Source organism: Sporomusa sp. (assembly GCF_035561155.1).
Taxonomy (GTDB): domain Bacteria; phylum Bacillota; class Negativicutes; order Sporomusales; family Sporomusaceae; genus Sporomusa.
This window is the reverse complement of sequence record NZ_DATMYD010000027.1, coordinates 1-11,181: the sequence shown is the minus strand read 5'-3', so window position 1 is coordinate 11,181 and position 11,181 is coordinate 1. Positions and strand designations below refer to the sequence as shown.

The 11,181-nt window shown below is 43.0% G+C and carries 12 protein-coding genes and 1 riboswitch; of the genes, 8 read left to right on the top strand and 4 right to left on the bottom strand.

Annotated elements, in window-relative coordinates; genetic code table 11:
• Nucleotides 1-266 precede the first annotated feature (266 nt).
• Nucleotides 267-551, top strand: coding sequence for a hypothetical protein (locus tag VN447_RS04345; protein ID WP_325523182.1), 285 nt, complete (start codon nucleotides 267-269; stop codon nucleotides 549-551).
• 121 nt (nucleotides 552-672) lie between these two features.
• Here VN447_RS04345 and VN447_RS23260 read toward each other — a convergent pair whose 3' ends face one another.
• The 4 genes from VN447_RS23260 to VN447_RS04325 all read right to left on the bottom strand — a co-directional run bounded on the left by VN447_RS23260 (nucleotide 673) and on the right by VN447_RS04325 (nucleotide 4,128).
• On the bottom strand, nucleotides 673-1,080 hold the full coding sequence (locus VN447_RS23260; protein WP_414714878.1) for a YkvA family protein: 408 nt from the start codon (nucleotides 1,078-1,080) through the stop codon (nucleotides 673-675).
• Nucleotides 1,081-2,066: 986 nt separating this feature from the next.
• Nucleotides 2,067-2,750: a redox-sensing transcriptional repressor Rex gene (locus tag VN447_RS04335; protein ID WP_325523180.1), complete on the bottom strand. Its 684-nt coding sequence runs from the start codon at nucleotides 2,748-2,750 to the stop codon at nucleotides 2,067-2,069.
• A gap of 99 nt (nucleotides 2,751-2,849) precedes the next feature.
• A riboswitch (ZMP/ZTP riboswitch) is annotated at nucleotides 2,850-2,933 on the bottom strand.
• A gap of 108 nt (nucleotides 2,934-3,041) precedes the next feature.
• Nucleotides 3,042-3,602 carry a TIGR00725 family protein gene (locus VN447_RS04330; RefSeq protein ID WP_325523178.1) on the bottom strand — a complete coding sequence of 187 codons (561 nt, stop codon included), beginning with the start codon at nucleotides 3,600-3,602 and terminating at the stop codon, nucleotides 3,042-3,044.
• Between the two features lie 220 nt (nucleotides 3,603-3,822).
• Nucleotides 3,823-4,128, bottom strand: a complete 306-nt coding sequence (locus VN447_RS04325) for an MGMT family protein (protein ID WP_325523176.1) — start codon at nucleotides 4,126-4,128, stop codon at nucleotides 3,823-3,825.
• Between the two features lie 215 nt (nucleotides 4,129-4,343).
• On the opposite strand from VN447_RS04325, the gene VN447_RS04320 reads away from it, so the two are divergent.
• The 7 genes from VN447_RS04320 to VN447_RS04290 all read left to right on the top strand — a co-directional run bounded on the left by VN447_RS04320 (nucleotide 4,344) and on the right by VN447_RS04290 (nucleotide 10,976).
• Entirely contained in the window at nucleotides 4,344-5,051 is a 708-nt protein-coding gene (locus VN447_RS04320) for a GntR family transcriptional regulator (RefSeq protein ID WP_325523174.1), read from the top strand.
• A gap of 95 nt (nucleotides 5,052-5,146) precedes the next feature.
• The gene (locus VN447_RS04315) at nucleotides 5,147-6,235 is read left to right on the top strand and encodes an ABC transporter substrate-binding protein (protein ID WP_325523172.1); all 1,089 of its coding nucleotides are present in this window, start codon (nucleotides 5,147-5,149) and stop codon (nucleotides 6,233-6,235) included.
• A gap of 103 nt (nucleotides 6,236-6,338) precedes the next feature.
• Nucleotides 6,339-7,154: an ABC transporter permease gene (locus VN447_RS04310; protein ID WP_325523170.1), complete on the top strand. Its 816-nt coding sequence runs from the start codon at nucleotides 6,339-6,341 to the stop codon at nucleotides 7,152-7,154.
• A 4-nt stretch (nucleotides 7,155-7,158) separates the two neighbouring features.
• On the top strand, nucleotides 7,159-7,947 hold the full coding sequence (locus tag VN447_RS04305; RefSeq protein ID WP_325523168.1) for an ABC transporter permease: 789 nt from the start codon (nucleotides 7,159-7,161) through the stop codon (nucleotides 7,945-7,947).
• Between the two features lie 5 nt (nucleotides 7,948-7,952).
• On the top strand, nucleotides 7,953-9,029 hold the full coding sequence (locus tag VN447_RS04300) for an ABC transporter ATP-binding protein (RefSeq protein WP_325523167.1): 1,077 nt from the start codon (nucleotides 7,953-7,955) through the stop codon (nucleotides 9,027-9,029).
• Nucleotides 9,030-9,037: 8 nt separating this feature from the next.
• A complete protein-coding gene (locus VN447_RS04295) occupies nucleotides 9,038-9,982 on the top strand; it encodes a carbohydrate kinase family protein (protein ID WP_325523165.1) in 945 nt (314 codons plus the stop codon).
• Between the two features lie 4 nt (nucleotides 9,983-9,986).
• Entirely contained in the window at nucleotides 9,987-10,976 is a 990-nt protein-coding gene (locus VN447_RS04290) for an ADP-ribosylglycohydrolase family protein (RefSeq protein WP_325523163.1), read from the top strand.
• The last annotated feature ends 205 nt before the right edge of the window (nucleotides 10,977-11,181 follow it).

Here is an 11,181-nt window from a genome sequence, read left to right as displayed (position 1 = left end):
CTAAGGAAATTAGGCTTTATCACCATAAGTGAAAGATATTCATTAATACACTAATTCTATTGAACCGCCGTATACCGAACGGTACGTACGGTGGTGTGAGAGGTCGCTGAGTAAATTAATTACTCAGCTCCTACTCGATTGAGAAAAGAGCAGGCACAGGTGGTTCAGCAAAATTCTCATTATAATATCTTCTTTTAGCAAGTTTTGGTATAATAGGAATATAGCGCAATATTCCAAGCGTATCCAGAATTTTAGGAGGCAATGTGATGAGTGAATCTAAGGATGTAAAACAACACCAGGCAGACCGTTTGCAGATTGTATTCGGTAATACTGACCGTACTGCAGAGGAAATAATCGCTCATATTCGCCGTCATACTAATGAATTTGCCGGACTTACCATTCAAGCAGCAAAGGCGATTCCTCAGCGTGTTGGCCAGGTTGTCGTTGACGTTCAGGCACCGGCCGCAGATATAGATACGGCAAAGCTCCGGCGCGTTCTAAATGAGGCCGGTTCATGTATGTTTCAGGTTGATTCCATTGAAAAAATCTAATAAATGCATATTGCAGTGACTAATGACCTAAAAAGAGCAGACCGGCCGGTACTGCTCTTTTTGTCATTGAGATTTATAGAGTGCAGGGTGAAATGGCTAGACAGATTGTTTGTGCTTTAAACTATCTAATCAGCTCGTATAGGGCGTAAAGGACAACAAGCCACAGAATGGCAATGACGTATGCTGCAACCCAAATCTTAGGCTTCATAACAGGCGGATTATTTCTTGCTTCTTCGCGGCAAGCATTGAAGACATTTGTCGGTATCAGTTTTATTGCTAGGGCTATCCCCAGTGGCAATAGGATTACATCATCTATATAACCAAACACTGGTATAAAGTCTGGAATTAGGTCTATTGGGCTTAGTGCATAGCCAACAATAATAGCAATAAAAACTTTAGCATACACCGGTGTCTGTGGATGTTTTAGTGCAAAGTAGATAGTAATTATATTGCTCTTGAGCGTCCGCGCCCAATGCTTAAGTCGTTGATTTAATGTAAGCTCTTGCTCGTTTGTTTTCTCATGCTCCATCTAGTGAGACCTCCGTATTCTTTTACTCTAATTGTCACATGCGATACGAAAGGTTTCAATATTTTTTTGGTTCCAGCACTGCATCATCTGAACAAGCCCAAAAAAAATAGCGCCGGTTTAATCTACGGCGCTTAATGGGAGAGAGAGAATTATATATTTAGTTTACCCAAACATTAGGCGACTATGCTGTTTGGCGCTGTTATATTGTTCAAAGGCCATGGAATTTTATTTGCGGATTGCAGCAGTCGAAAGGTCGACATATTCGGTATGGACGACAGTAATAAGGTCGGCAATGATAGGGGCGGCAATTAAACGGGATACAACAATAGCGACTATGCTGTTCTTCGCTCCAATCAGTTATTTCGGGGGGGTCCTTCAATTTTATTTTTCTTTTATTCTTCATAATAACAATCCTCCTATTTCAGTGGGGTGATATTACATAATATGCAGCCACGAAATAATGGAGAGATTCATATTTAATCCGGTTTTAGGACGCATGTCCTGCGGGTAGGCGGCTTTTCAGATGAGTGGCAGATCACTAGTGATTTACATATAGTAGATTAAAGAGCAACATGGGAGGCATCCTTGTGGATCACTATTCTGGTGTACCAAATTGGCATTTGGCGAAGTCCACTAAAAAGTGTATCAAAACCAATACTTCGATCTTTAAATTATATGAAGTTTGTTACTTTAGGTTATATAAGGTATGCTCGTGGTGTGGTTGCGAATTCGATTATTACTTCTTTCATGGCGTATGTCCTTGCTGTGGCGATAATCGGAATATTGATAATAGTAACGATCCTCCTCAACCTGGTTTTGTGTTCTTTCCGGAACTTTTACTTGAAACTTCTACGCTTGCGCTTTTTCCAGAACTCGCGTTTTATCCATAGATTACCGCTCCCGCAGGGGGCGACTTTTTTTCTCTCAAAAAACCTCTTCCCAAAACGATAGTGGGTATAAAGAAGGATGCCATATAAGGTTTTCACTTAGCGTGTACAGAAGGATTCCACCCGATTGTCTTTCGTCATAATACCATTTAAGCTATAGGTAATCTGGCTCAGCCTGGAGGCAAGATTAATTTCTACCAGTATGACATGATCTGGAACCATAACAGGAATTGGGGATAGGTTGGCAATCCCAGTAACGCCTGCTTCAACCAGGCAGTTGGTAACCATCTGACTTTGTGTTTGCTCAACAGCCACAATGCCCATGACAATATTTCGTTTCTGAACAATTTCGTAAATATTTTTAAACGGCTCAATCTTCAATTCTGAGCCGCAACCGACAGGAACTCCGTGTTTGTCTCCTGCTAAATCACAGACAGCAGCAATATGGATTCCTGGCGGAAAAATACCACCAGAAGTGTACATGGGCAAAACTGGCATACATGCGCCTACTACTACAGCATTCCAGGATGCAGTATACCCCAAAATTTTTTCGATTCGCCAGATCATATAGTGAATTTGGTACCCAACGCCCTTTGTGCCGAATTCTCCAAAATTGGCGAGATCTTTGCGTACAAGCGAAGAAGGAATGTTCATGCGTCGCCCCAGATCTTCAGAAGTGCATATCACTCTATCTTCATTACGCAACTGTTGCAAAATATTATAATATAATGCTAGCCTGTTGACGGTACTCTTAGATATTTCGCCTTTGCCAGCAAAACTCATATCTCTCATCCTCCCGGATATAATTTTCACTCGTAAAATAGTTCAATTTTTTAAACCCGAACTATATATTTTGAAAAACAAAAAAACCGTCTGAACAATAATTATTGTCCAGACGGTCGACATACTCTGAAAATTGCGCTTCATGTGGTAAACTCCACTAATCCGTCAGTTGCGCAACTTTGTATTACGTTAGTATGTGTATAACATAACATATATTTCCTAAATTGGTCAATAGCGTTGAATAGATAAATCCGCCGTTATTCCGATGATTATGGTAACGGCGGATTCGCTCTATTCACTATCAATATTGATATCCTTATTATTTATTGGCATTTCTCTCGCGCGGCTCCGACTCATTGCAATATCAAGAGCCTCTTTAGCCGTATTTGCGTAGTCAAGTTTAACCCACTTTCGTTCATCAAGATAGGAACCGTCATAGGCCATCCCACGAACTCTTGAGGCCCATCCACCGGAGGCTTCGACAATTACGACAGGCTTACGGTTTAAATATGCTGCGGATAACTCGCCCAGCGTACCATTGCCTCCCGCTATCATGATTATTACATCGGAAGAATGCACTAATATTAGGCTTCTGTAGTCAAAACTCAATCCCGTGGTAATAGGAATATCAATATACTCATTTGCTACTTCCACGGTATCGCCAGGGAGAATACCTACGACCAAACCATTTGCTTGCTTCGCTCCACGGGAAACTGCCCCCATTACCCCGCTCGTTCCGCCAGTAAGAAGAATTGCGCCGCGTAACGCGATTTCCTTGCCTATTTCTTCAGCTAGTAGACATGTTTCTGCCGGTATCTCTCCAGACTGTCCAATTACCCCAATTCGTATCAAAAGCATCCAGTCCTTTCAGATGAATATTGCTTCCTGGTAATAGACTTTTTATTAATTTACCCCTTTTGCCTTATTCTTTAGTACACTATTCCACATTATTCCCAACAAAACCTGCAAATTGCGTAACATACGGGTCAAGTGCTGCTTCGACTTTACTCACGGGTAGCCACAGATGATCAAGGCAATTACTACAATTGAACCCCGGCTAGACGCAATATAATCATGGATTCCAACAGCATTTATTCATATCCACACGCCCATCCTCGGTAAATTCAACTCCCTCTGCTTCAAGTAGTTGCCGCTGCACATCTTTACCGCCAAATACAAAGCCAGTAGCGAGTCTGCCATCTTTAAAAACTACTCTGTGGCAAGGCACTTTACCTTGGTACGGATTGCGGTGTAGCGCATAACCCACCGCGCGGGATGCCCGCCAAGTTCCAGTCATGAAAGCGATTTGCCCATAAGATGCAACTTTTCCTTCTGGAATTTGACGAACAAATTCGTAGACTTTATCATTAAAGTTCATTAAATCACCTTATATAGATTTATATTATTTTTAATTATACATTACAGCACCATATATACAACTTTTTTTATTGCATGCAAGGCATCAATGGCCTCCATTTTTATTAACCATTTAAAAAATAGCAAATACTAGCAGGAATTTATGAACTTTCGACGAAGTAGAAGACTAACTGATACGGACAAGTAGACAACCGGATAAGGAAGTTGAGAATAAAAATGTTACATAAAAATGATGCGATTCCTTTATATGTTCAACTGGCAAAAATATTACGTGGGGATATTCTAAACGGTATATACAAAGAGGGCGATCTAATTCCGTCGGAAGCTCAAATGTCGCAAAAGTATAAAATTACCAGAACGACAATTCGCAGGGCTATTGCTGATCTTGTTAATGAAGGCTTATTGAGTCAGGTTCATGGTAAGGGCACTTATGTTTGTTTTAAAGAGGTAAAATATAATATTTGGAACTTCGGCGGTTTTACTGACTATATTATGAATCGGGCTGAAATTCCGTATTCTGTGGTATTGAGAAAAGAAATTATCACTATAGACAATAAAAAATATTTGGCGCTTGACAGAGTACGAGGGGTGAAACAAGGAGAAAAGATTGTTTTTTTAACAATAGATTATTCGCAAATTCCCTTGGACCTTTTTCCGGGCCTTGAGCAGTATGACTTTAGTGTCAATTCTCTTTATAACCTTATGCGAACTGAATATAACATTTTTCCCAAGCGAGCCGAGCTCTCGATGAACGCAATGCTAGGTGACAGGACTATGAAAGAGACTTTTAAGTTACAAAAAGATGTTCCGCTTTTACTGGCATCAGGTCAAATATTTGACAGGGAAAACCGGGAAATTGAGGTCCTGCGCGTTGTCTATGGTCCTAATATACAGTTTAAAGTTGTCGCCAATATGGAAGTATAGCGGCTTAAATAAAGCGGGCCTTAGCGCGGTGGGTCACCGGATAAGGGTATAAAATGGAAACAGCTAAACATTATTGGAGGGGGAAGAGGTTTAAGATGAACAAAAAGGATTTTCTAAGAAAGGCAATGGTGACGCTTCTGGCCGGAGTGATGGCAGTGGGGGTTGCCGGTTGCGGTCTGAAGTCAAGCCAGACGGAAGCAAGTAAAGAGACGAAAACGTTGGTGGTAGTCAATTGGAAAGATTATGGTTCCGATAAGGCAGAGGTCGTTAAACAATTTGAAGACAAGTACAAATGTAAAGTAGTACATATTTATATGTCTTCGGAAGAGGAACTGTTAACAAAGCTAAGAACTGATGGTGTGGGCAAAATTGATGTAGTATTGCCAAATGCTTCGGTGCTGCCGGTTGCTGAAAAAGAAAACTTACTGGCAGCTATCGATACCGGCAAATTGGAGAACTATCAGCATGTTGCCGATAAGTTCAAAAAATTGCCGGAAAACAGTATGGATGGCAAGACCTATGCCATTCCCTGGGTTTGGGGGTCAACGGCTATTGCGTATAATACCAACATGATCAAAGAAAATGTAGACACTATTAATGCTCTGTGGGATGAAAAATATAAAGGACAAATTGGCTTTAGAGATGATTTTAATGATGCGGTAATGAATGCTGCCATCGCCTTGGGACAAAATCCCAATAAGCCGTCTGATTTGAAGGCCATTAAAGCGAAACTGCTGGAGCAAAAACCACTTAATAAAACCTATTGGAAGACAGGTGACGAGTGGTCTAAACTTTTCGCTAATAATCAAATTGCCGTTGGCGTCATGTGGAGTGGACAAGCGGCTTTAATGAAGAAGGAAGGTCAGCCGATTAAGTTTATCATCCCTCGCGAGGGAGCTATTGGCTGGGTGGATAATTGGGCTATTGTAAAAAATGCGCCTAACGTGGATTTGGCCTACAAGTTCATTGATTTTATGCTGAGCAAGGAGTTCCAGGAAAATTGGGCTAAATCCGGCGGTCCTGCCCCTGTTAACAAGTTGGCTACGGCAGCCCTTGACCCACAACTGGTAAAGGATAATTGCATGGATGAAGCATCTTTGAATAAACTGTATTTTATCTCGTATCAAACAGACGAAGTAAAAAAGGCTTGGAATGAATTATGGCAGGAAGTAAAAGCCCAGTAACCTATTAACAGTAAAAAAACAAGCCCCAAAGTACTTTGGGCTTGCTTTTTTCTCTTGTATATGAGGAAACGGCGCAGCCGAGCAGCGTTGACTGGAGGAAAAAATGAAGAGAAAAATCATGCTGATGAGTCCGGCGCTATTTATGCTCATTGCATTTGGCGTTGTCCCTCTTTTTATCATGCTCTATTTCAGCTTTTTAAGTAATGGCCCCAACGGTAGTTTTACTTTACAGAACTATACTGATTTTTTCTCGAAAGAACTATATCTTAAGTTAACAGCCAAAACTGTTCAAATGAGTTTGATAGTCACCTTTATCTGTCTGATAGTTGCTTATCCAATGGCGTATATTATGGCGAAAATCATTAGCAGAGGTAAAGGTCTGCTATTGTTGCTGATTATTATTCCCTTTTGGACCAGTGCCCTGGTCCGGGCGTATTCCTGGGTTAATCTTTTACGTGACGGCGGCATGCTGGAACTGTTTTTGCGCAACCTGAATCTTCTTGAGGGCAGTCTCGGCATTTTGTTTACCCAGGCCGCAGTTATTATTGGGCTGGTACATATTTATTTTCCTTATATGGTAATCACTATTTTTATGTCTTTGGAGAAGCTGGATGATGCCATTCTTGACGCGGCTCAAAGCTTAGGAGCCACTCCGTTCACTACGTTTAGAAAAATTACCCTCCCCTTGAGTAAAGTGGGGATATTGACAGGCTCAGTGCTGGTATTTATACCCTGTCTGGGAAGCTTTGTCGAACCACGAATTCTGGGTGGCGTCAATGGTTCGGTTATAGGCACCATTATTGAAGATCAGTTTTTTGAAATTTATGGCTGGAATTTCGGGGCAGCAATTGCCTTCATCCTGCTGGCGATGGTATTGGCGTCGATGGGTATGGTAGCGAAATTTAACAAGGAGGGTTAGCAAAATGAAAAAGCAAGTTTTAGGATGGCTTTACGCAATTCTTATTTTTTCATTTTTGTACATTCCGGTTTTTGTACTGGCGCTGATGTCCTTCAATCAGTCACGCTATAACACGTTACCATTTTCCTTTAGCACGCATTGGTATGGTGTACTGCTTAATAATACCAAGCTGATGGATGCCGTTATTAACAGCGTATATATTGCCACCATTACGGCCGTTATCTGTGTGGTGCTGGCAACCGCGTTGATGCTCGGCTTGCCGGAGGGACGGACCCGGATTAAGAGTCTGGTTAATTCACTAGTGGTTATGCCGCTGACTATTCCCTGGCTGATTATGGGCTTATCATTATTGCTGTTTTTAATGAAACTGGGGTTAAGCAAAAATCTGTTCATGTTATTAATCGGGCATGTGATTATCTCGCTGCCTTATGCGGTGCTGGTCATCGGTGCAAGACTTGCCGATATGGATAAATCGATTGAGGAAGCTGCGTACAGCCTGGGTGCCAATGAGTGGACAACTTTTTACCGGATTATTCTTCCTAATATTTGGTCGGCGCTTATTGCCGGCGGCTTCTTGGCATTTATGATATCCTTTGACAATTTTGTCATTTCCTACTTCCTCATACCTTCCGGGAGCAGTACGCTGCCGATTGAAATCTATTCATCAATAAAATTCGGCTTTACACCGGAGATTAACGCAGTTGCTACCATCATCCTGGTGGTGACTATGGCTATGATTATTTTGATTGCAGCGTTGATGCAATCCTCGATTAAGAACGTCTTTGGGAGGTAATGCGGATGTCCTATTTTTCGCTTAATAATTTGACCAAGCGATATGATTCCAACCTGGTCTTGAATAATATCAATCTAAGTATTGAACAAGGCACCTTTTTGTCGCTGCTGGGCCCTTCCGGCTGCGGGAAGACAACAACGTTAAAGATTGTCGCCGGTTTTGAAAGCCCGGATGCTGGTGAAGTGGTAGTGGCAGGCGAGGTATATAATAATCTGCCGGTGTATCGCCGCAATGTGGGAATGGTTTTTCAAAGCTATGCTTTGTTTCCACATATGACAATTGAACAAAATATTGCTTTTGGCCTGGAGCAGCGGAAGGTTGATCCCGGGACAATAAAAAAGCAGGTGGCTGAAGCCATTGAAATGGTTCAGCTAATAGGTCTCGAAAAGAGAAAACCAAAGCAGTTGTCAGGTGGACAACAGCAACGGGTTGCTTTGGCCCGGGCACTGGTAATCAAACCGCGGCTGCTGCTCTTGGATGAAAGCCTGAGCGCTCTGGATAAAAAATTGCGGGTGGATATGCAGGTAGAGCTGCGGCAAATTCAAAAGAGGGTAGGAATTACAACCATCTTTGTGACCCATGATCAGGAAGAAGCCTTAACTTTGTCGGATAAAATCGCGGTGATGAAAGATGGTAATATTGTCCAGATGGATGCTCCGCACGTTGTTTACGAAAAACCTTGCAATCGGTTTGTTGCTGGATTTTTGGGACAATCCAACTTTTTTAAAGGTATCATTAAAGATATTGACAACGGCAGTTATTGCCTGGAACTGAAAAACGGCGATCAAATCCAGGGTGCAGCAGGAGCGTGTGAAGCGCGGCGGCCAGGTCAAGAGTGTATTCTTGCGGTGCGGCCAGAGAGAATCCGGCTGGAGACTACAAGACCCGAAGGGAAGCCCTTTTTGTGGGGCAGGGTTAAATTTATTACATATGCCGGTAACATTTCCAATTTCCGGGTAGAGGTTATGGGGGAGGAAGTGATTGTTCAACTGCAAAATTCGTTCAGCGGTGAGCGCTTCAATACCGGCGATGAAGTGTATTTAACCTGGGACCAGGCGGGCAGTGTCCTATTGGATGAGTAGGTGATGGTGTGAGTGCAACTAATATTAAACAGAACAAAGTGTTGGTTTTGGGTGGGCTGATTATTGATAAATATTTGTTGGTGGGCGAGTATCCGGCAAAAGGGGAGGATGTGCTGATCAACGAATCTTTTGAACGGGTGGGCGGTTCGACGATTAATGTGGCCTGCACGCTGCGGAATCTGGGGGTATCTGCCTATCCGGTTTCAACAATTGGTGATGACCAGGACGGGCAGGGAATAGAAGCCTATTTAGCAGCAACCAATATCAACCGGGACTGTGTCAAGGTGCAAGCCGGCCAGCGTACCGGTTATTCGTTGGTCATTGTGGACGCTTCTTCTGAAAGGACGTTTATGACCTTTAAAGGCTGCGAGAGCAAGTTTTCGCCTGATTTGGTTGCAGCCTCACTGGTGGCGTCAACCGGTCTTGTTTATTTAACAGGCTATTATCTCCTGGCTGAAAATGCCGGTGAAATTGTAGAATTTGTTCGAGCCACAAAGGAACAAGGCGCTGTCCTTATGTTTGATCCGGGGCCGCTGGTTCATGAAATTAATCTCAGCATCTTGTTGTCGGTATTGGCGCTAAGCGATATTTTGATACCGAATGTGAAAGAAATCAATAAGATCAAGGAACGGCTGGCAATTGCCGGCGATTTTACGGAATGGACGACTGCGCAGGGAATTCAGTATGTCATCATTAAGAATGGCAGTGAAGGGGTTACTGCTTATGTTGGGCAGAGAAAATATTACATCCCGGCTTTCGCGGTCAAGGCCGTAGATACAACCGGGGCCGGGGACTGTTTTGCCGCCGGGTGCATTTATGGATTTTTGGAACATCTGAATATTGAAGATGTGTTGAAAGTAGGATCAGCCTGTGGCGCATTAAACACGACTTTTATTGGCCCGAATGGCGATTTTGGTCTTGACGATGTAAAAAAATTAATCAAAGGGGATTAATATTATGTTGGATCGTGCTTATGGATGTTTAATCGGTGCAGCTATTGGCGATGCGATGGGAATGCCGGCCTCGTTTATGACGCCGCAGCAAATTGAAAAGTCTTACGGGCGGATTATTGGCTTTAATAAACCGTCAGCAGCACAGGTTGCACACGGCATGCTAACAGAGGGTGCAATAACAGATGATACTGAGGAAAGTCTTATTATTGCAGCTGTTTTAATTGAGCACTCCGGCTTTAGCAGGCCGTTGTTTGTAGCCAAAATGAAAGAGTGGGCCATTAAGAATAAGATGCTGGCATCTACGGTGATTGGACCCAGCACAAGAAGATTTCTAACAGCCATTATTGAAGGCGGTGATTATATAGAGGCTGCCAAAATCGGTGATACCAACGGCGGTGCCATGCGGGTCGCGCCGATAGGCATTTTTTATCATGGCGATATTAAACAAGCCGTTCAGGCGGCTTGTGAATCAGCGCTTGTGTCTCACGGCAGTAAACCGGGAGTTGGCTCAACTTGCGCGGTAGCGGCGGCGGTAGCCTGCTCAATGGCTGGTGGCAGGAATATCAATGAGGTTATGGAAGCTGCTATTTATGGCGCACGGTTCGGTGAGGAAAAAGGCCATGACATTCCGGCGCCTTCAATAGAAGACCGAATAAAGTTAGCGGTAGAAATGGTTGACCGTCATGCCGGTAAAAGTCTGGCTGAGATTGGCAACATATTATACAGGCTGATTGGTGCTGGTATGAAAAGTTATGAATCAATTCCGCTCAGTCTTGGTGTCTTTTACGCCGGCAAAGGGCATTTTGATGACTGCTTAACCACAATTATCAATATTGGTGATGACGCCGACACTAATGCCGCCATCGTCGGCGCGTTGTGCGGTGCTTTTGGCGGCGCGGCGGCAATTAAAGCGGAATGGAAGCAACATATTCAAGAGGTTAATAACATTGACCTAGAGAAATTGGCAGCTCAACTTATCCACGTGACAAAATAGTTCATAGGTGGTTTATTCTTAGCATTTGGGAAACCTTATAGCCGGCCGATGGCCGGTTTTTTTTTGTATATCAGAATTTATAAGTTTAAAGAGCCTGTAGCAGGAGAACTGGCGTGGGTTTGCGGAAACAGAGCAGAATGAAAAAGAACATCTTATGGCAGATCTTTTTTGATGGAAAACAGAATTGGAAGCGGTTCGTGGAAAA

Coding starts and splice junctions, on each gene's coding strand:
- VN447_RS04345 (WP_325523182.1), top strand. CDS start 267: ATGAGTGAATCTAAGGATGTAAAACAACACCAGGCAGACCGTTTGCAG.
- VN447_RS04310 (WP_325523170.1), top strand. CDS start 6,339: ATGAAGAGAAAAATCATGCTGATGAGTCCGGCGCTATTTATGCTCATT.
- VN447_RS04300 (WP_325523167.1), top strand. CDS start 7,953: ATGTCCTATTTTTCGCTTAATAATTTGACCAAGCGATATGATTCCAAC.
- VN447_RS04325 (WP_325523176.1), bottom strand. CDS start 4,128: ATGAACTTTAATGATAAAGTCTACGAATTTGTTCGTCAAATTCCAGAA.
- VN447_RS04335 (WP_325523180.1), bottom strand. CDS start 2,750: ATGAGTTTTGCTGGCAAAGGCGAAATATCTAAGAGTACCGTCAACAGG.
- VN447_RS04290 (WP_325523163.1), top strand. CDS start 9,987: ATGTTGGATCGTGCTTATGGATGTTTAATCGGTGCAGCTATTGGCGAT.
- VN447_RS04305 (WP_325523168.1), top strand. CDS start 7,159: ATGAAAAAGCAAGTTTTAGGATGGCTTTACGCAATTCTTATTTTTTCA.
- VN447_RS23260 (WP_414714878.1), bottom strand. CDS start 1,080: ATGGAGCATGAGAAAACAAACGAGCAAGAGCTTACATTAAATCAACGA.
- VN447_RS04320 (WP_325523174.1), top strand. CDS start 4,344: ATGTTACATAAAAATGATGCGATTCCTTTATATGTTCAACTGGCAAAA.
- VN447_RS04315 (WP_325523172.1), top strand. CDS start 5,147: ATGAACAAAAAGGATTTTCTAAGAAAGGCAATGGTGACGCTTCTGGCC.